Annotated in this window: 20 protein-coding genes; 10 read left to right on the top strand and 10 right to left on the bottom strand. The window is 64.9% G+C overall.

Features of this window, described 5'->3' with window-relative positions; all coding sequences use genetic code 11:
* Positions 1–27 precede the first annotated feature (27 nt).
* From AC3IYG_RS19180 to rhlE1, 4 genes are all read right to left on the bottom strand, one after another.
* On the bottom strand, positions 28–1,170 hold the full coding sequence (locus AC3IYG_RS19180; RefSeq protein WP_489311100.1) for an ABC transporter substrate-binding protein: 1,143 nt from the start codon (positions 1,168–1,170) through the stop codon (positions 28–30).
* A gap of 105 nt (positions 1,171–1,275) precedes the next feature.
* A complete protein-coding gene (locus tag AC3IYG_RS19185) occupies positions 1,276–2,418 on the bottom strand; it encodes an ABC transporter ATP-binding protein (protein ID WP_489311101.1) in 1,143 nt (380 codons plus the stop codon).
* A gap of 123 nt (positions 2,419–2,541) precedes the next feature.
* Complete coding sequence (locus AC3IYG_RS19190) at positions 2,542–3,369, bottom strand: LuxR C-terminal-related transcriptional regulator (RefSeq protein ID WP_489311102.1); 828 nt, start codon at positions 3,367–3,369, stop codon at positions 2,542–2,544.
* 423 nt (positions 3,370–3,792) lie between these two features.
* Positions 3,793–5,124 carry an RNA helicase RhlE1 gene (rhlE1, locus tag AC3IYG_RS19195; RefSeq protein WP_489311103.1) on the bottom strand — a complete coding sequence of 444 codons (1,332 nt, stop codon included), beginning with the start codon at positions 5,122–5,124 and terminating at the stop codon, positions 3,793–3,795.
* Between the two features lie 132 nt (positions 5,125–5,256).
* On the opposite strand from rhlE1, the gene AC3IYG_RS19200 reads away from it, so the two are divergent.
* Entirely contained in the window at positions 5,257–5,508 is a 252-nt protein-coding gene (locus AC3IYG_RS19200; protein ID WP_489311104.1) for a hypothetical protein, read from the top strand.
* On the opposite strand, the gene AC3IYG_RS19205 is transcribed toward AC3IYG_RS19200, so the two are convergent.
* Both AC3IYG_RS19205 and AC3IYG_RS19210 read right to left on the bottom strand, forming a co-directional pair.
* A complete protein-coding gene (locus tag AC3IYG_RS19205; protein ID WP_489311105.1) occupies positions 5,505–6,119 on the bottom strand; it encodes a 3'-5' exonuclease in 615 nt (204 codons plus the stop codon). The two genes, AC3IYG_RS19200 and AC3IYG_RS19205, sit on opposite strands and share 4 nt — an antisense overlap.
* Before the next feature lie 45 nt (positions 6,120–6,164).
* A complete protein-coding gene (locus AC3IYG_RS19210) occupies positions 6,165–6,644 on the bottom strand; it encodes a LabA-like NYN domain-containing protein (protein WP_489311106.1) in 480 nt (159 codons plus the stop codon).
* A 99-nt stretch (positions 6,645–6,743) separates the two neighbouring features.
* Between AC3IYG_RS19210 and AC3IYG_RS19215 the strand changes: the two genes are divergently transcribed.
* Both AC3IYG_RS19215 and AC3IYG_RS19220 read left to right on the top strand, forming a co-directional pair.
* The gene (locus AC3IYG_RS19215) at positions 6,744–7,337 is read left to right on the top strand and encodes a cysteine hydrolase family protein (protein WP_489311107.1); all 594 of its coding nucleotides are present in this window, start codon (positions 6,744–6,746) and stop codon (positions 7,335–7,337) included.
* A 93-nt stretch (positions 7,338–7,430) separates the two neighbouring features.
* Positions 7,431–8,093: a YciC family protein gene (locus AC3IYG_RS19220; protein ID WP_489311108.1), complete on the top strand. Its 663-nt coding sequence runs from the start codon at positions 7,431–7,433 to the stop codon at positions 8,091–8,093.
* Positions 8,094–8,240: 147 nt separating this feature from the next.
* Here the strand turns inward: AC3IYG_RS19220 and AC3IYG_RS19225 are convergent, their stop codons facing one another.
* Entirely contained in the window at positions 8,241–8,483 is a 243-nt protein-coding gene (locus AC3IYG_RS19225; protein WP_489311109.1) for a CDGSH iron-sulfur domain-containing protein, read from the bottom strand.
* 107 nt (positions 8,484–8,590) lie between these two features.
* Between AC3IYG_RS19225 and AC3IYG_RS19230 the strand changes: the two genes are divergently transcribed.
* Positions 8,591–9,685 carry an endonuclease/exonuclease/phosphatase family protein gene (locus tag AC3IYG_RS19230; RefSeq protein ID WP_489311110.1) on the top strand — a complete coding sequence of 365 codons (1,095 nt, stop codon included), beginning with the start codon at positions 8,591–8,593 and terminating at the stop codon, positions 9,683–9,685.
* Between the two features lie 29 nt (positions 9,686–9,714).
* Here the strand turns inward: AC3IYG_RS19230 and hrpB are convergent, their stop codons facing one another.
* The gene (gene hrpB, locus AC3IYG_RS19235) at positions 9,715–12,273 is read right to left on the bottom strand and encodes an ATP-dependent helicase HrpB (protein WP_489311111.1); all 2,559 of its coding nucleotides are present in this window, start codon (positions 12,271–12,273) and stop codon (positions 9,715–9,717) included.
* Between the two features lie 168 nt (positions 12,274–12,441).
* Between hrpB and AC3IYG_RS19240 the strand changes: the two genes are divergently transcribed.
* Together AC3IYG_RS19240 and AC3IYG_RS19245 are read left to right on the top strand one after the other, a co-directional pair.
* Positions 12,442–12,861: a polyribonucleotide nucleotidyltransferase gene (locus AC3IYG_RS19240; RefSeq protein WP_489311112.1), complete on the top strand. Its 420-nt coding sequence runs from the start codon at positions 12,442–12,444 to the stop codon at positions 12,859–12,861.
* A gap of 49 nt (positions 12,862–12,910) precedes the next feature.
* Entirely contained in the window at positions 12,911–13,807 is an 897-nt protein-coding gene (locus AC3IYG_RS19245) for a cation diffusion facilitator family transporter (protein WP_489311113.1), read from the top strand.
* Here AC3IYG_RS19245 and AC3IYG_RS19250 read toward each other — a convergent pair.
* The gene (locus AC3IYG_RS19250) at positions 13,804–14,844 is read right to left on the bottom strand and encodes a DUF6515 family protein (RefSeq protein WP_489311114.1); all 1,041 of its coding nucleotides are present in this window, start codon (positions 14,842–14,844) and stop codon (positions 13,804–13,806) included. The two genes, AC3IYG_RS19245 and AC3IYG_RS19250, sit on opposite strands and share 4 nt — an antisense overlap.
* Positions 14,845–15,326: 482 nt before the next feature.
* Between AC3IYG_RS19250 and AC3IYG_RS19255 the strand changes: the two genes are divergently transcribed.
* Positions 15,327–15,806, top strand: coding sequence for an Lrp/AsnC family transcriptional regulator (locus tag AC3IYG_RS19255; protein WP_489311115.1), 480 nt, complete (start codon positions 15,327–15,329; stop codon positions 15,804–15,806).
* 214 nt (positions 15,807–16,020) lie between these two features.
* A complete protein-coding gene (locus AC3IYG_RS19260) occupies positions 16,021–16,224 on the top strand; it encodes a DUF2788 domain-containing protein (RefSeq protein ID WP_489311116.1) in 204 nt (67 codons plus the stop codon).
* A gap of 38 nt (positions 16,225–16,262) precedes the next feature.
* Here AC3IYG_RS19260 and AC3IYG_RS19265 read toward each other — a convergent pair whose 3' ends face one another.
* Positions 16,263–16,832, bottom strand: coding sequence for a pseudouridine synthase (locus tag AC3IYG_RS19265; RefSeq protein WP_489313962.1), 570 nt, complete (start codon positions 16,830–16,832; stop codon positions 16,263–16,265).
* A gap of 206 nt (positions 16,833–17,038) precedes the next feature.
* Here AC3IYG_RS19265 and ahr point away from each other — a divergent pair, with 206 nt between their 5' ends.
* Both ahr and AC3IYG_RS19275 read left to right on the top strand, forming a co-directional pair.
* Positions 17,039–18,073, top strand: coding sequence for an NADPH-dependent aldehyde reductase Ahr (gene ahr / locus AC3IYG_RS19270; RefSeq protein ID WP_489311117.1), 1,035 nt, complete (start codon positions 17,039–17,041; stop codon positions 18,071–18,073).
* Between the two features lie 138 nt (positions 18,074–18,211).
* Positions 18,212–19,297, top strand: coding sequence for an MBL fold metallo-hydrolase (locus tag AC3IYG_RS19275; protein ID WP_489311118.1), 1,086 nt, complete (start codon positions 18,212–18,214; stop codon positions 19,295–19,297).
* Position 19,298: the final 1 nt, after the last annotated feature.

Raw genomic sequence — 19,298 nt, forward strand, 5'->3', positions numbered from 1 at the left:
GCCCCTACGAAATCCCACGGCAGCGATCTACGCCGCCTTGAAGCGTGCCATCAGTTCAGCCCGCTCCGGGCTGGTCAGGGTCGCTGCGGCACCAAACTCCAAGGTGCTGAGCAAGTCGGCAGCCGGGTACATGATCGGGTCCTCGAGCATTGCCTTGGGCAGCAAGGCATCCACGCGCTTGTCACCACTCGGGTAGCCATGGGCCTCGACCTCCAGCTTGTTGACCTGCGGATCAAGCAAGAAATTGATGAAGGCATAGGCCGCATCCCGGTGCTCGGCGCCTTTGGGAATGGCGAAGAAATCACTCCACAACTCGCCACCTTCGCGGCCGAGGGTGAACTGCAGGTTCGGCAGGTCGCGGTGCAGTTGCGAGCCGTCGCCGGTCCAGCACATGGACATCCAAGCATCGCCGCTGCGCATCGACGGCTGGTAGTCGGAGTTGATCGCGAACAGGTGCGGCTTGGCCTCGATCAATAGCTTCTCGGCGTCTGCCAATTCTTTGGGATCCAGCGAGTTGAAGCTGTAGCCAAAGGACTTCAGCGCATTGCCGATGGCCGTCAACTGGTAGTCGTGCACCATCACCCGGCCCGACGCCGGCCCCATGGTCAGTTCCCAGAACTCCTTCCAGGAGCTCGGTTTGCTGGTGAGCTTGGCGCTGTCGTAGACGAAGCCCGTGGTGCCCCAGTTCTTCGGCACGGCATACACCTTGCCGTTGACGATGCCCTGCTCCATGAAGCGTTTTTCATAGGCTGCGGCATCGAAGTTGGGTAGGCGCGACAGATCCAGCGGCTCGATCAGCCCCAGTTCGACGTAGGTGCTGATGGTGTAGTTGGTCGGCACGAACACGTCCCAGCCGCTGCCGCCTGCTTGCAACTTGGCGAGCATTTCTTCGTTCGAACCGAACACGCTCATCTGCACCTTAGCGCCGGTTTTACTGGCGAAGGTTTCGAGGTTTGCTGGGTTGTGATAATTCGGCCAGGTGGCCAGGGCCAGGCGATCACCGATGGAGCCTTTCTCGCCGGCGAAGGCTTGGCTGGTCAACAGACCGGGCATGTTGCTGGCGACTACCGCAGCGGCCAGCCCTAGCCCGGTGCGCCCAAGAAAGTCGCGGCGGGTGATCGAGCCGTTCTGCCAGCTGCGCATGGTGTTGATGAATGTCTTCTTGTCCATTGCACTCTCCCTAAGCCCATTGGTTGTTTTTCGGCTTCCTGGCCGTCGGCCAGGAAGCCTTTTACGGTGCTGATGCCGACCTGCGTTTTCGTTTCAATCCCTCCTTTAAAGCCCCATGGCCAAACCGCTGGCCTGGTCCCAGCCGATCTGCACCGGCGCGCCATGTTCAAAGGCCACCTGGCTATGCTCGCTATGCCTCGGCACGCGCACGCAAACGATGCCGAACGGCTCCGTGCGCACGCGGTATTCGGTGAGGTTGCCGAGGTAGATGCGGTCTTCGACCTGACCGTGCAGCGTTACTTCACGGGCCAACGGTGTGTTGGCGGTGCCGATGCTGATCAGCTCCGGGCGCACCGCGATACAGCCTGCCGCCCCTGGATCGAGCGCCGTGCTGAGCGCCTGCCCACTGGGTGTGCGAGGGCTGGTCAGTTGCAGGCCTTGGGCGGTTTCCAACACCACCGAGTTACCGTCGATACGGCGCACGGTGCCGTTGAACAGGTTGGACTCGCCGATGAAGTCCGCCACATAGCGGCTAGCCGGGGTTTCGTAGAGTTGTTCGGGGCTGGCGGTTTGGATGATCAGGCCATCCTGCATGACGCTGATGCTGTCGCTCATCGACAGCGCCTCCTCTTGATCGTGGGTGACCAGCACGAAGGTGATGCCGACCTCGCGCTGCAGGCGCAGCAACTCGGACTGCATCTCCTTGCGCAGCTTGCGGTCAAGCGCTGCCAACGGTTCGTCGAGCAGCAACACCGTGGGTTTGTTGACCAGCGCACGGGCCAGCGCCACGCGCTGCTGTTGGCCACCGGACAGCTCACTGGGTTTGCGTTGGCCGTAACCGGACAGGCGCACCATTTCCAGCGCCTCATCGGCCAGCCGCCGCTGTTCGGCACGCTCCGGGCGCGGTGTGCGGTAACGCAGGCCGTAGGCGATGTTTTCCGCCACCGTCAAATGCGGAAACAGCGCATAACTCTGGAACACCATGTTCACCGGCCGCTGGTGCGCCGGCACCCCGGCCACCGAGTGACCGGCCAGCAACACCTCACCTTCGCACGGTTGTTCGAAACCGGCGATCATCCGCAGAGTGGTGGTTTTGCCGCAGCCAGAGCTGCCGAGAAAGGAGTGGAAGGCGCCGCGTCGGACCTTGAAACTCAGGCCATTGACCGCTGGCGTAGCGCCGTAGCGCTTCACCACATGACGAAATTCGATATCGAATGCTTGGCTGGAATCGTTCACCGCAGGCCCCACTCGTCTTAGTGCTTGTGGGACCCAAACTAACAATCGCGGTTTTGCGTTGTATATATCCCTCGGGGGATAGGCGCACCTAGGGAAAACGCAAAACCTGAACGACTTAGGGACATCGCCCTGTACTCAATTCGCCGCGCGCAACGACGCCTCGCCATCCACCTCCGATCCCGACAGCTCGCGAATGAACAACCCCAGCAACTCGGCCTGGCTGCCGATGCCGAGCTTGGCGTAGATGTTTTTGCGGTGGATTTTCACCGTACCGGGGCTGATTTCCAGCTGCTCGGCCACCGAGGCACTGGAGTGGCCGCGCAGCAATAACTGGACGATTTCCTGCTCGCGCGCGGTGAGGGTGTGCGCGCCAAACTGGTCGAAAGCCGCGCGGATCTTGTGGTCGAGATCCTGTACCGGGCGCGGCTGCTGCACGCGGCATTGCTGCCAGGCTTCACGAACCAACTCGTCCACCACCGGCTGGGCGCACTCAACCAGTTGCAACTCATCGCGGCTGAAGGCCGGGCTGGCGGTGCTGCGCATCAACGAAAGCACGCCTTTGGCACCGTCGGCGAGGTCGACGAAGAAGGCCACCTCTTCGGCCAAACCGGTCAACTGGTAGTAATTGAGGTAGTACTCGCCCAGGTAGAAGTGGTCCGGGGCAAACTGGCGCAAACGCCATAGGCCGGGCGGTTGGTTGCGTGTGCAGGCGAGGTAGAAGGGGTCGAGCAGGTAGGGGCCGACCTGATAGTCGTCGACGTAGACCTTACGCTTGTCCGCCGGAAAGGTGTCGAACAGCGCCAGCGGGCGGTGATTCCCTTCATAGATGAACAAAACGAAGTGGTCGACGTGACAGATCTGATTCAGCCACTGGCTAAGGCCAAGCAGCCGCGCTCTACCGTTGGGCAAAGCCAGCAAATGAGCGACGCCGGCGGTCCAGTGTTTCAATTCCTTGTGGCGCATGGGGGTTGTCTGTGTGGTAGTGCGCAAGGGCGAAAGCCAGAGTCACACTACACTATAGGCGTTCAGGATTTCATACAGGAACGCATATTTTGAGCCATTACCCTGAACCCCCTCCACACCCGCCTGTGCGCCCCAGCCGGTAAGCCCAGGTGCCTGCCACCGGCTGCTTTACTGCCATCCAGCGCACCAGCATGGCTCTGGCGAAACGTCACCCGCCGCCACACTGAGAGTAACGTTCACGCCCCGACTCAGGGCTTTCTTGGGGAAGTGCATGGACCGGACACATGTGTCCGGTCCATGCAGGAAGCGATGAAAAAGTCGTCACTCCCGCGAAGGCGGGAATCCAGCAAAAAGCAGACGCGGAGCGTCTTGGGCTACGTTCCCACGCAGAGCGTGGGAACGATCATCATCGTCAGCGTGCCCTTAGGGCTTTTTCTTTTTAGGCCCGGTGTTAAAGCTCGGCACCTTGCGCACGGCTTTCACCGGTGTCTCGGCCGGCTCGTCGCTTTCCAGCCATTTGCCCAGGGTCTTCTTGCCGCCGCCGCTGAAGACCTTCGGTTTTTTCGGCTTCTTCGGTTTTTTCAGCACCTGGCCGCTCGGGTCGGTCATCGGCACCCGGTGCTCGGGCTCGAAGTCCTGCTCCTCGATGCGCTGCAGGGTCTGCCGGGTCAGGGTTTCAATGGCCGCGAGCAGTTGCACCTCGTCGGCGCAGACCAGCGAGATCGCCTGGCCCGTAGCGCCGGCGCGACCGGTGCGGCCGATGCGGTGGATGTAGTCCTCGGCGACGATCGGCAGGTCGAAGTTGACCACCAGCGGCAGGTCGTCGATGTCCAGCCCGCGCGCGGCCACATCGGTGGCCACCAGGATCTGAATTTCACGGGCCTTGAAGCGGTCCAGCGCGCGCTGGCGGGTCGCCTGCGGCTTGTCGCCGTGGATGCCGTCGGCGCTGACACCCTGCTGCTGCAGCAGCTCGCTGAGCTGATCGACACCGTTGCGGGTTTTCGCGAACACCAGCACCTGGGTCCAGCGCTGGGTTTTCAGCAGGTGGCTGAACAGCTCGGGCTTGCGCTTCTTGTCGACCGGAATCACCCACTGCTTGACGCTGTTGGCGGCGACATTGCGCGGGCTGGCTTCGAGGCTCAATGGGTCGTCCAGCGCCTGCCCGGCGAGACTGCGGATCGCCTCGGAAAAGGTCGCGGAAAACAGCAGGGTCTGGCGTTTCTTCGGCAGCGCGGCGTAGATGTCACGCAGCTCCTCGGAGAAACCGAGGTCGAGCATACGATCGGCCTCATCCAGCACCAGGGTTTGCAACTGGCCGAATTTCACCGCGTTCTGCCGATACAGGTCGAGCAGCCGGCCGGGTGTAGCCACCAGCACGTCGATGCCTTTGCGCAGCTTCATCATTTGCGGGTTGATGCTGACGCCGCCGTACACCGCATAGGTGCTCAGCGGCAGGTGCTGACCGTACACCCGGAAGCTCTCGTGCACCTGTTCGGCCAGCTCGCGGGTTGGCACCAGCACCAGTGCGCGCACCGAGTTGCTGGCCACTTGCGGGCCTTCCATGGTCAGCCGTTGCAGCAGCGGCAAGGCGAAGCCGGCGGTTTTGCCGGTACCGGTCTGCGCCGCGGCCATCAGATCGCGCCCGGCCAGTACCGCCGGAATCGCCTGGGTCTGGATAGGCGTGGGGGTCTTGTAGTCGAGGGCTTCGAGGGCGCGCAACAGGGGTTCGATCAGGCCAAGGGAGGCGAAAGTCATGAGGATAACCAGAACTTAGGGAAGCGAAGGTGCGAATGCGCAGAGTTTAACCTGCCCAACGCCCGTCAGCCCGCTTCTGTTGAGCTGGCGGCGTTATCAGCCGCAGAAAGCGACTGGGCGGCCCGTTGTTTCGTGCGCAACGGTAGCTGCACGCCGGCTCTGAGCAGGCGGCAGCTGAACGCTGACGCCGCGGCGATCATCCAGGTGCTCGGCGGCCAACCGGTTGCAGATGGCAACGGCGCGAATGAAGGCTCGAAACAGCCCTTCGCGCCGTTGCTGCTGCTCGTGCTGGTCATCGTCATCCGCCTGCTCGGCAGGGGCGGCATGCTGCTCGGGGGCGCGCTGGGGCGTGGCGGCTCCGGGGGCGGCGGCCATAGCGGCTAGCGGGATGTGCGGGCGCTTCTGAGGGCTTCGCCGATCTTGGCGGCGGGTATTTTCTGTAGCTTGCACAGCAGGCTGTGGGAGACCCGATCGATGCCATGGGTCTGGCGCAACTGCTCGGCCAGGTACACCGTCAGGTTGGCCGCCATTTCCGCATCGGCCAACGCCCGGTGGGCCTTGCCGGTGACCGGCAGCTTGGCCCAGTTGTTCAGCGTGCCGAGCTTGTGGTTCGGCGCCTGCGGCAATAAGCGCCGCGCCAGCAGCATGGAGCAGGCAAAGGTCTGCGGCCGACTGCGCTGGATCAGCGCCAGTTCGGCATCCCAGAACTTCTGGTCGAACGCGGCGTTGTGCGCCACCAGCGGCGTGTTGCCGACGAAATCCGCCACCTCACGCATCACCTGCGCGGCCGGCGGCGCCGAACGCAGCATGCTGTTGCTGATGCCGGTGAGGCTCTCGATAAAGGGCGGCACCCAGGCACCGCTATTCATCAGATTCTGGTAACGCGCAACGATCCGCCCGTCCTCCACAATCACCGCAGCAATCTCGGTGGCGCGGCCGTTCGGACCGGGGGCGATGCCGGTGGTTTCAAAGTCGATGACTGCAATGCGTTCCAACGTCAGTTTGTCTCTTTGGGGTGAAGAATAAGCACGCTGCCCGGCTCAGTTTTTCAGCAGCAACGCGCCTTCGATCGGCACATAACGGTTGGCAGCGCGCATCAGCGCCTGCGCGGTCAGGCTCGGTACGCCATAGACCGTGGCCTCGATGCCATGGCTGGCGCGCACCTTATCCAGGAGGATGGCGAAGTCGCCATCGCCGGAGGCCAGCACCACTTCATCGACGTGCGACGCGGCGTCCATGATGTCGATGGTGATGCCAACATCCCAGTCGCCCTTGGCCGAGCCGTCGCTGCGCTGGATATAGGGCTTGAGCTTCACGGTAAAGCCCAGGTTGCGCAGGATCTGCTGGAACTGCTGCTGCTTGGCGTCGCCACGGTCGATGGCGTAGGCGTAGGCCTCGACTATCTGCCCGTGCCGGCTGATATCGGCCCACAGCGCGGCGTAGTTGAAGTGGCAACCATGGGCCTGGCGCACGGTGTAATAGAGGTTCTGTACATCGGCGAATACGGCGATTTTCTTCACCGGCAATCCTCTTGGCGCGGGTCGCGCTGTGGCTGACAACGGGGACTTAAGGCTAAAGTCGGCGCTCAGTATGACAGCCTCGTGGAAAGGACAGCCAATATGCCGCCGACACCCGTCACCGTGAGCCGCCAGGATGCCCCGGCGCTGCTGATCATCGACCTGCAACAGGGCATGCGCGAGGCGCACCTGGGGCCGCGCAACAACCCCGAAGCCGAAACCCGCATCGCCGCCTTGCTCAGCCATTGGCGCCGCCATGGCTGGCCGTTGGTGCATATACGGCACATCTCCCGCTCACCGACCTCGGTGTTCGCCCCCGGCCAGGCCGGCGTGCTGTTCCAGCCGGCGTTCGAGCCCCGGGCCAACGAGCAGGTGTTCGAAAAAAACGTGCCGGATGCCTTCAGCCAGAGCGCCCTGGAGCGCTGGTTGCGGGTCCGCGGCATCGAGCGCCTGGTCATAGTCGGCGTCGCCAGCGAGAACTCGGTCGAGTCCACGGCGCGCAGTGCCGGCAACCTGGGCTTTCACACCCGAGTGCTGAACGATGCCTGCTTCACCTTCGCCAAGCCGGATTTCGACGGTCGGCCGCGCAGCGCCGAAGAGGTGCATGCCATGGCCATGGCCAATCTGCAGGGTGAATACGCGACGGTGCTGAACAGCAACGAGTTGCTCGGCAGCCTGGTTGCTGAAACATCTTGATCCCATGTCACGCCGTGCTCGCCCATGCCGGCTATTTGGAGCGCCTGCGTCCATCGGCTAAAGTGGAACCCTGTTTTTTACAGCGATAAGCCGATGAACCCGCTCCCGATCCTGCGTGACTCCTGGTATTTCTTCAGCCGCAACCTGGCGGCCATCGCCCTGCTCTGCCTGCCGCTGATCGTGCTCGAAGGCCTGGCCCAGCAAGCGGTCAGCGCCTGGAGCGGGAGCGAAGGATCGCCGGCCTACGGTTTGATCGTCGGCTTGCTGTTCTACCCGCTCTACACCGCCGCCTTGATCCTCTTTCTCGATGCCCGCAGCCGCGGTCTGCAGCCACGCACGGCGGATCTGCTGGCCGCGTCGCTGCGCCTATGGCCGAGCTTCGCGGTATTGGCAGCCCTGAGCACCCTGCTGATCATGCTCGGCGTATCGCTGTTCGTGCTGCCGGGGCTGTGGGTGATGATCAAGCTGGCCTTCGCCGAGTACCTGTTGGTACTGCGTGGGCTGACACCGCTGGCGGCCCTGCGCGAAAGCTTCAAACTGAGCAATGGGCATTTCTGGCGGATTCTGCTCTGCATCCTCTGCGTGATGCTGCCGCTCTGGTTGCTCGACTGGCTGAGCTTCTCGTCGGCGGACGGGGCGCCGGACATGCTGCTGTCATTCGTGCTCGATTGCGCCAACGGCTTCCTGCAACTGTTCGCCAGCGTGGTGCTGTTCCGCCTGTTCATGCTGCTCAGCCCCGGGCCGGCAGACGCCTGACCCGCTCACCGAGCCGCGCACGGCCCGAGCGCGCATCTGTTCGAGCACCGTGGCGATTTGTTGCCGCGCCTGCTGCAACGGGCGCTCGCGGGAAAAGCCGATGAACCATTCGGTAGTGCCCGCGCCAAATGCGCAGCGAAAAAATCGTTAAGGCAGTGTTCGATGCGTGCCGTCGCAACAAGGCGGCGACTGGGTGTGCTTACAGCCGCAGAAGTACAGGGTCTCGCTCTGCGCAGCATGGTATTTCAGCGGGCTGATGCCGCTGCCCTTATGCGTCCCGTCGCAGAACGGTTGATTGGCACTGCGCCCGCAACGGCACCAGAAATAATCCAGCCCGGCAACCACCTCAACCTCAAAAGGGCCGCGCTGGGCAATCACCACTTCAGTCATGACCCTTCTCCTCATCCGGGGGCGCAGCGTTCAGGCCTGGGCCGTGGGTGACCGCTCGGGTATGCTCGCGTCTTTTCAGCATAGTCCAAGCCCATTTGGCCCCGCCCATGACCCTGCCACCGGTCCTACGCTACACCCTGCTCGGCTTGCTGGCCCTTGGCGGCGCTCTGTTTGCCTTGGTCTACGCCCTGACCTGGCACCCCGCCGCGCGCGAAGCCGCGCCACTGGCCTGCGCCACCCGGGCACCGCTGCTGCAGCCCGGCCAGGCGCTCAAGGTAATGACCTGGAACGTGCAGTACCTGGCCGGCAAGCGCTATGTGTTCTGGTATGACCTGGCCGATGGCAGTGGCCCGGATACCCGGCCGACCGCGGCGGATCTGGCCTACAGCCTCGATGAAGTGGTGCGCGTGCTGCGCGACGAGGCACCGGATGTCGTGCTATTGCAGGAGCTGCACGAGAACGCCAAGACCACCGATTACCAGGATCAACTGGCGCTGCTGCAGGAACGTCTGGCCGACCTCTATCCATGCAGCGCCCAGGCGCTCTACTGGAAGGCCGCCTTCGTGCCGCATCCGAAGATTCGCGGCAGCGTCGGCATGAAGCTCGGCACCCTGAGCCGCTACCGGATCGCCCAGGCCGAGCGCCTGCAACTGCCACTGATCCCGGCCAACCCGCTGACCCGTCAGTTCAACCTGAAACGCGCCCTGCTGGTGAGCTACCTGCCGATCCGCGAGGGTGGCCGGCTGGCGGTAATCAACACCCACCTGGATGCCTTCGCCCAGGGTGACGACACCATGCAGCGGCAAGTCGCCATGAGTACCAATCTGCTCGACAAGCTCAGCGCCGAAGGCACGCCCTGGGTGCTTGGCGGCGATTTCAACCTGCTGCCGCCCGGGCAATATCAGCATCTGGCCGCCCAGCAGCGCAGTTGGTACGCCGCCGACAGCGAGCTGAAGGTGCTGGCGGACAAGTACCCGATGATCCCCAGCCTTGCCGAAACCAGCGGCCCCGAGCAGGCGAACTGGTACACCCACTTCCCCAACGACCCGCAGGCCAATGGCCCGGATCGAACCCTCGACTACCTGCTCCACAGCCCGCAACTGGTACGCCTCGATGCCGCGGTGCGGCAGTCCGACACTCTGCGGATTTCCGATCACTTGCCGCTGATTGCGCGTTTTTTGTTGCCGGATAAACAACCGTAAACATCGGGGCGCACAGCGACTGTTGGCGATTAACGCCGCGGCTTGACCCGTGCGGTGGGCTCGGCGATCAACGGGTCATCCGGCCAATAATGCTTGGGGTAACGCCCCTTGAGGTCCTTTTTCACCTCGGCGTAGGTGCTGCGCCAGAAGTTCGCCAAGTCCTGGGTCACCTGCACCGGTCGCCGTGCCGGCGACAACAGATGCAACTTGACCAACTGCCGGCCACCGGCGATGCGTGGCGTATCGGCCAGGCCGAACAACTCCTGCATGCGCACCGCCAATACCGGTGGCTGCTCGCTGTAATCCAGACCGATGCGCGAGCCGGACGGCACCTGCACGCTGCGCGGCGCCAGTTCCTCCAGGCGCTGTGGCAGCGGCCAGGGCAACAGACTCTGCAGCATCGCCGGCAAGTCCAGATTGCCGAAATGGCTGAGGCGGGTGACCTTGCCTAAATAGGGCTGCAACCACTGCTCCAGGCTCGTCAGCAACGCCGCATCGGCGACATCCGGCCACTCGCTGCTGCCCTGCTGCGCCAGGTCCAGGCGGCGCAACAGGGCGATGCGGGCCTGCCACTGGCGCAACTCCGCCGTCCACGGCAACAATTCCAATCCCTTGCGCCGCACCAGGCCGAGCAAGGCGCGGCTGCGAGTGGCTTCATCGAGGTTGCTCAACGGCTCGCGGGCCAGCACCAGCTCGCCCACCCGGCGCTGGCGTTCGGCCCGCAGCACGCCTTCGCGCTCGTCCCACTCCAGCTCTTCGCGAATACTCACTTGCTCGCTCAATACCGAGTCGAACAGCGCCGGGTCGAGCTCAGCCGCCAGGTAGATCCGCTCTTCGCGCTGGCCCTGGCGGCTGCCGAGGTCGGCCACCACCAGCCAGGGCTGCTTCATCAGGGCATCGGGCTCGCCGAACTGCGCCGCCCGGCCATTGGCCAGGCGGTATTCGCCGCCACCGGCGCGGCGTTGCTGGGCGACCCGATCCGGGTAGGCGAAGGCCAGCAAGGCACCGAGCCAGCGCGGGTGTTCGGGATCGGCGACCGCCTCGCTGGAGGCGCGGCGCGCTGAACTATTCAGAGCGCCGCGAAATTGCCGGGCCAGTTGCCGCGCGCGCTGCACGCCCCCCTGCCCCCCGCGTGTCACGCGCTCGGCGCCGCTCAGCAAGGCCAGCCGACTGTGCAGGTCGGCTCCGCCGCCGCGCTGGATATCCCGCTCGCCGAGCAAGGCGGCCACCTCGCACGCCAGGTTGCCGAGCCCCAGCGCCTGACCGCGCAGGAGCAGATGCGCGATCCGCGGGTGCGCCGGCAGTTCGGCCATGGCCTGGCCGTGGGCGGTCAGCGTCCAGCCGCCGTCCGCTTTCGGGCGCAACGCGCCGAGCCGGCCCAGCAGTTCCTGGGCCTGGGCAAAAGCCGCAGCCGGCGGCGCATCCAGCCAGGCCAGCTCCACCGGCTGCACACCCCAACGCGCCAGTTGCAGCGCCAGCCCGGCCAGATCGGCCTGGAGAATTTCCGCGCTGCCATAGGCCGCCAATTGCTCGTGCTGCGCCTGCGACCAAAGCCGATAACAGGCGCCCGGTTGCAGACGCCCGGCGCGCCCCGCCCGCTGCGTGGCGCTGGCGCGAGAAATGCGCTGGGTGTCCAGGCGGGTCATGCCGCTGCCCGGATCGAAACACGGCACCCGCGCCAGGCCGACATCCACCACCACCCGCACGCCGTCGATGGTCAGGCTGGTCTCGGCGATATTGGTCGCCAGCACCACCTTGCGCATGCCCGCCGGCGCCGGCTCGATGGCAGCGCGCTGGGCGCTCAGATCCAGCTCGCCGTGCAGCGGGCAAAGCAGAATGTCGCGCCGCTCCTGCAACGCTTCAGCCAGGCGCTCATTGACTCGGCGAATTTCGGCCTGGCCAGGGAGAAACACCAGCACACTGCCTGGTTCTTCGGCCAGGGCCTGTAGCACGGTCTGCACCACCCTCGGTTCAAGCCCGTCTTTTTCATAGCTGCCACCAGGTTGGAGCGGCCGCCCCCAATGCGTTTCCACCGGGTACATGCGCCCGTCGCTGCGCACCACCGGGGCATCATCCAGCAACGCCGAGAGCCGTTCGCCTTCCAGGGTCGCGGACATCAGCAGGACTTTCAGCGGTGGCTCGTCGCGCAGCAGCGCCCGCCCATTGAGGGTCAGGGCCAGGGCCAGGTCGGCGTCCAGGCTGCGTTCGTGGAATTCGTCGAAGATCACCAAACCGACACCGTCCAGCGCCGGGTCATCCTGCAGCCGCCGGGCGAGGATGCCTTCGGTGACCACCTCGATCCGGGTCCCGGGCCCGACCTTGCTCTCCAGCCGGATGCGGTAGCCGACCGTGGCGCCAACCGCCTGCCCCAGTTCGCTGGCCAGCCTTTCGGCCGCGGCCCGGGCTGCCAGCCGGCGCGGCTCGAGCATCAGGATCGACTGCCCGGCCAGCCACGGTTCATCGAGCAAGGCCAACGGCACGCGGGTGGTCTTACCGGCGCCGGGCGGGGCCTCCAGCACGGCTTCGTGGCGCGCGGCCAGGGCCGCGCGCAGGGCCGGCAGTACCGCGTCGATGGGTAAGGGTGTCATGGGCGTGCCATCGCAGGTGTCCACAGTAGAAGCCGGCGATTATAACGGCGAACGGCCATCCACTTGCCGTGGTCTTAGCAATGCTCGTGGTGGCGCGGCGCTCGCAACAGAGCGGCACCGCCGCAGCCGGCTTGTTATAGTTGTGCCACTATTTTTCTGGAGGTGCTTATGCACATGCGGTTTCGTGTCATCGGCGGTGTTCTAGCCGTCACCCTGCTCACCCAACTGAGCGCTTGCGGCACACTGTTCTTCCCCGATCGCCGCGGGCAGATCGAAGGCAAGATCGATCCGGTCGTCGCCGGCCTGAACGCCATCGGCATCCTGTTTTATGTGCTGCCGGGCCTGATCGCCTTTGGCATCGACTTCGCCACCGGCGCCATCTACCTGCCGGAAGGCCAGCACGCACAGGTCGACCCGCAACAGTTGCAAGAAACCATCGGTGCCGACGGCAAGGTCGACAACGCCCGCCTCAAGGCCCTGATCGAGCGCGAAACCGGCCACAGCCTGCCGCTCGACGATCCGCGCCTGATCCAGCACACCGGCAGCATCGAACAATTGGCCGCCCACGGTCTGCACCCGGCAGCCTGAGGCCGGTTGCAACGCTGCCCGTTGCCGGCCACGACCTAGCGGAGAAGGCATGAACAACGGCGCCACACATGCCCGCCTGCTGCGCCAGGCCACCCTGGCCTCCCTGGCGGTGGCGGTGATCCTGATCGTCACCAAAGGTGCGGCCTGGTGGTTGAGCGGCTCGGTCAGCCTGCTGGCCGGCCTGACCGACTCGCTGCTCGATGGCGCGGCGTCGCTGCTCAACCTGTTGGCGGTGCATTACGCCCTGCGCCCGGCGGACGAAGATCACCGCTATGGGCACGGCAAGGCCGAGGCTTTATCGGGTATGGCCCAGGCCTTGTTCATCGCCGTCAGTGCCGTGCTGGTGGCGATTCAAGCCGTCGAGCATCTGCAGCACCCGCAACCCCTCGGCGCGCCCAGCCTGGGCATCGCCGTGATGCTGCTGGCGCTGGCGCTGACGGGCGCGCTGCTGCTGTTCCAGCACCATGTGATCCGGGTCACCGGTTCCACCGCGATTCGCGCCGACTCCCTGCATTACCGTTCGGACCTGCTGCTCAACAGCAGCATCCTGCTGGCGCTGGTGCTGGCCTACTTCGGCTGGCAACAACTGGACGCGCTGTTCGGCCTGGGCATCGCCGCTTACATTTTGTGGAGCGCCGTGCAGATCGCCCGCGAAGCGATTGCAGTGCTGATGGATCAAGAGCTGCCGCTGGATGTCAGCGCGCACATGCTCGAACTGGCCTGCAGCGTGCCCGGCGTGCTCGGTGCCCATGACTTGCGCACGCGGATATCCGGCTCCTACTGGTTCGTGCAGCTGCACCTGGAGCTGCCGGGTACGCTGAGCCTGACGGTCGCCCACGACCTTTGCGAGCAGGTCGAACGGGCCATCACCACGCAGTACCCACGGGCCGAAGTACTGGTGCATGCCGACCCGCAGGACGTGCTGGCGCCGCGCGCCGCGTCTTAGTTGACGCTGTAACCGCGGCCACTCAAACAAGCCCCCAACGCCCGCCGATAGCGATCGGCAACGCTTGGCGCCGGCGCATAGCTGGCCTGCGACGGGTCGAAGCCGCTTTCGTTGACCGCCCAGCGATGGCAGTCATAACGATCCCGCTCCAGCTGCGTCTGGCTTTGCCCCCGCGCCGGGTAGGCGATCACGTCGTACCCGCCACTGTTGTCCGCCGGCACGCTCGACAGCGGCGGGTTGGCCACCACGTACTCACGGTTGTCGGCCTGCCAGAGGTAATAGGTTCCGGCGGCGAGAAAGTACAGCACGCTGCCGATCCAGACTTCCCGCGCATAAGGCGGCAAGGACCTGACGCGGATACCGCGAGGCGGCACCACCACGATGTAGCTCGGGCCATAGGGCCGATACCAGTAGCCCTCGGCGTAGTAATAGTCGACGCCGCCATAGGGTACGCGCCAATGCCCGGAGGGAATGACGTTGACCCGATAGCCTGGCCGCCATTGTGGGCCGGGGCCCCAGCCATTGCCGTGACCGTTGCCCGGGCGCGGTTTGTCGTAGCCGCTGTGCCACTGGTTACCCGACTGCTGGCCGCCTTGCCAGTTACCGCCTTGATTGCCTTGCCAGTTGCCGCCCTGCGCGGAACCCTGGTAGCGCGGCGTGGAACGCCCCAACTGGCGAGCCGCGCCTTGCGGGCCCTGCTGGGTACTGGCCTGGCTGCCACCCGCATGCTCCTGAGCGCGATGGCCAGAGCCGCCCTGCCAACTGCCACCTTGCTCAGAACCCTGATAGCGCGGTGCTGAGCTGCTGCCCAACTGCCGGGCCGCGCCTTGCGGGCCCTGCTGGACACTGCTGCGAGTCTGCCCGCCTTGCCGCTGCGCCGCCTGGCCCTGATTGCCATTGCCCGGCCCCTCTTGCGAGTTGCCGCCACGACCACCCATCACCGCGCTGGCGCCACGCGAGTCATCCGCCAGCACGTGCCCCACCATGGCCAGGGAAAGGATGCTCACCCCCGCCATCCGCCAGATACGCGACTTCATGTAGTTCTACTCCAGAAACGATCACCACCGGGTGACCTGTGCAGTATCGTTCAGCGCCCGCGTCGGCAACGTCAGGCTTGGGTAAATCGGGCTTGAAGTCGAGCGCTATAAGCTTCGACAGCGCCACCTGCAGGCGGGTTTCGAACCGCACGGGGTATAAATCGCAGGCAAGAAAAAGGGAGGTCAGATGACCTCCCTTGGAAATTCGTCCGCTGCTGGCGATTGTGTCGCCGCTTGTCTCGCCCGCCTGGTTGGGCAGTGCGGACCCGGTGGCCGGGGGCGACCCGGTGGGGTCGGCGGCTGCGGCGCGCCTGATTGGGCGGGCCGGATGGACTCTGCTGTCCGGGTCATTTAACTGAGGTAAAGCTTAGGCCTAACAACGCGAAATCGGATTGCGAATATTGCTCAAAGAATCCTAACTTGCGCAATCTTTCACTCTCAAAGCACTATAGTGCGCAATAGATAACAGAAGAGTGACCAGCATGAACAAACTCGATCGTTACGACCTGAATATCCTGGCTGAACTGCAACGCGATGCGCGCATCTCCAACCAGGAGCTGGCCGAACGCATCGGCCTCTCGCCCTCACCCTGTTCGCGGCGAGTCAAGCAACTGGAAGATGACGGCTACATCCTCCGCCAGGTGGCGCTGTTGGATCGCAAGAAGCTCGGCCTGACGCTCACCGCCTATGTGCATATCGGCATGGACCGGCACACGCCGGAGCGTTTCGAGCATTTCGAATCGGTGATCAACCAATGCCCGGAAGTGCTCGAATGTAGCCTGGTGACTGGCATGGATGCCGATTACCAGCTCAAGGTGGTGGTGCCGGACATGGATCACTACCAGCAATTCCTGCTCGGCCAACTGACCCGCATCGAGGGCGTCTCCAGCGTGCGTTCGAGCTTTGTCCTCAACCAGGTGATCTCCAGCACCCAACTGCCGCTGCAACACCTGCGCAACTGACCGAACGGCCTTGCAGCAGGCCGACGAAGCCGCGGCGACGGCAAGGCGGCTTCGCGTATAATTCTCGCCGCTTTGCTGCACCCCGCGCGGTCCCGCCATAAGAGCCGAGGCTCATACAACAACAGCCAGCCATCGCCCAGATGCCTGAGCGCCCGCCCCCGCCGTTGCCAGCCCAAGAGGCTGGCGTTGTCTATCCGTATTGCCCGAGGTCGTGATGGAACCGGAAATGTTTGAAGAGTGGATGATGATCATCCTGGTCGGCGGCCTGGTGGCCTTCATGGGGTTTATCGTCTGGGATCTGGCGAAGCGGTCCAAGGCTGGCCGCTATGGCACCATGATCCTGTTTCTCGCCCTCGGCCTCGGGGTGCTCGGCTTCGTGATCAAGACCGTGGTGATCGGCAGCCTAGAAGGCTTCTGATCACTCGCACGGTGCCCGGCTGAGCGCGCCGCGAGCGTTCAATCGAGCCGCGCCGGCACCGCTTTCCACTCGCCCAGGCCCAGATCGTCCAGGCTCCAGGGGCCGATACGCACCCGCACCAGGCGCAAGGTCGGCAGCCCGACGGCCGCCGTCATGCGCCGCACCTGACGGTTGCGCCCCTCGCGGATCACCAACTCCAGCCAGGCGGTTGGCACGCTTTTGCGAAAGCGCACCGGCGGGTCACGCGGCCACAGCGGCGGCTCGGCCAACTGCCGGGCTTCGGCCGGCAGGGTCGGACCATCGTTCAGTTCGACGCCATCGCGCAGGCGCTGCAGCTGCTCGGCGCTCGGCTCCCCCTCCACCTGCACCCAATAGGTCTTGGCCAGCTTGTGCTTGGGGTCGGCGATGCGCGCCTGCAACTGGCCGTCATTGGTCAGCAGCAACAGGCCCTCGCTGTCGCGGTCCAGACGCCCGGCCGGGTAGATGCCGGGGAGCGGGATGTAATCCTTCAACGTGGCGCGGCCTTCGCCGTCGCTGAACTGGGTCAGGACATCGAAAGGCTTGTTGAACAGGATCAGCTGCGGCTCGGCCGGCGGCGCCTTGGCCACCCGGCGGACGGCAGGCTTGCCGGCGGGATGGCGCGGGGCGGCGGAACGAGGTGGGCGGGGCATGCGCAATCCATAAACAGTAACGCGGGAGGGGCAGTGTACCCGAGGGCGCCCTCGAATTATCACCAACCCTTATTGCGGCAGCGACCGCAGCGCCGAGACGGCTATGCTTCGGGGGCTGTTTCACCCACCCAGAGGAAACCCGCATGAACACCGCCGAATCCGTACTCGACACTTTCACCGGTTGGGCTGCCAAGTCGGCCGGCGCCGCGCTGGAACGTTATGCGTTCAACCCCGGCCCGCTGGGCGCCGAGGAGGTCGAAGTCGCCGTGGAGTACTGCGGCATCTGCCACTCCGACCAATCGATGATCGACAACGACTGGGGCAATGCCCGCTACCCGTTCATCCCCGGCCATGAGGTGGTTGGCACCATCGTCCGTCTCGGCGCCCAGGCGCGCGGCCTCAAGCTGGGTCAACGGGTGGGCATCGGCTGGTACAAAGGCAGCTGCATGCACTGCCATTCGTGCATGGAAGGTTCGCATCAGCTGTGCGGCACGGTAAAACCCACCATCGTCGGCAGCAACGGCGGCTTCGCCGACCGGCTGCGCGCGCATTGGGCCTGGGCCATCGCGCTGCCGGACAACCTCGACCCGAGCCTGGCCGGGCCGCTGTTCTGTGGCGGCTCGACGGTGTTCAGCCCACTGTTGGAGCTGGGCGTCAAACCCACCGACCGGGTCGGGGTGGTCGGCATCGGCGGCCTTGGCCATTTGGCGTTGCGTTTTCTCAACGCCTGGGGCTGTGACGTCACCGCCTTCACCTCGTCCTTGAGCAAGCAGGAAGAAGCCCTGCGCCTCGGGGCCCACAAGGTGGTCGCCTCAACCGACAGCGAAGCCCTCAAGGCGATTGCCGGCAGCCTGGATTTTCTTCTGGTGACCGCCAGCGCCGACCTCGACTGGAACGCCCTGATCGCCACGCTGCGCGGCAAGGGTCGCCTGCACTTCGTCGGCATCGTGCCGAGCGCCATCCCCGTGCATGTGTTCAACCTGATTCCGCGCCAGCGCAGCCTGTCCGGCTCGCCGGTCGGCTCTCCGGCGACCATGACCAGCATGCTGGAGTTCTGCGCCCGCCATCAGATCCTGCCGCAGGTCGAGCACTTCCCCATGAGCCGGGTCAACGAGGCGATCCAGCACCTGCGCGATGGCAAGGCACGCTATCGGGTGGTGCTGGACGCAAGCTGCTGACCGAACCGGCTGGCCGGATGAGCGAATCGTCCGGCCGGCCCCGAACCGGGGCATGGTTACAAAAGGTGTCGGGGCGCAGGCAAGAGTGGGGCGCCATGCTAGGTTGAGCGACATCCTCACGCGCAGAGCAAACCCGCCATGCCCCGCCCACTGCGACCGACCTGGTTGCTCAGCTTGTTGACGCTAGTCGGCTGTAACGGCGCCCCCTACCAGGGTCCGGCGTCCGATCATTTCGACGGCGCGCGCTTTCGCAACATCGAACCGACACCGCATAAAAGTTTCGCCAGCCTGCTGAAGTGGCAGCTCAATCGCGAGCCGCAGATCGCCTGGATCGAGCAACCCGGGCCTGCCGTGCCACCCGCGCTGCAGGAGCGAGTGACCGGCACAGAGCTGCGCGTCACCTATATCAACCACGCCACACTGCTGATCCAGCAGCATGGGCTGAATATCCTTACCGATCCGGTGTGGTCCAAGCGCGTCAGCCCGTTCAGTTTCATCGGGCCCAAGCGCCATCACCCGCCGGGCCTGAGCCTGGAACAACTGCCACCGATCGACCTGATCCTGGTCAGCCACAACCATTACGACCACCTGGACCTGGAAAGCCTGCGGCAGCTGGCCGAGCGCTTTCCCGCCGCAAAAGTGGTGAGCGGCCTGGGCAATGGCCCACTGATCCGCGAAACCGGTTTCAGCGATGTGGTCGAAGTCGATTGGTGGCAGTCGCTCCCCCTCACCCCGGAGCTGACCTTGCATGGCGTACCGGTGCAACACTGGTCGGCACGTACCCGCACCGATACCAACCAGACGCTGTGGCTGGGCTTCGTACTGCAATCGGCGCAAGGGCCGCTGCTGTTTCCCGGCGATACCGGGCTGGGTCCGGAGTTCAAGTTGATCCATGAGCGTTTCGGCCCGCTGCGCTTCGCCGCCTTGCCGATTGGCGCCTATGCGCCGCGCTGGTTCATGCGCGACCACCACATGAACCCGGATGACGCCGTGCAGGCCCACCGCCAATTGCAGGCGCAAACCAGCATGGGCATCCACTTCGGCACCTTCCGCCTGACCGACGAGGGCCAGTTCGCCCCGCCGGCAGACCTGGCCAAGGCGCTCGCGGGCTGGCAGGTCGACCCGGACAGCTTCCGCGTGCCGACGCCGGGCGAGCAATGGCAGGTGCCACCGCTGCTCGCGCAGCCTTGGGCTGCTGTAGGAGCGGGCAATGCCCGCGAATGAG

This window comes from Pseudomonas sp. KH_027, assembly GCF_057838565.1.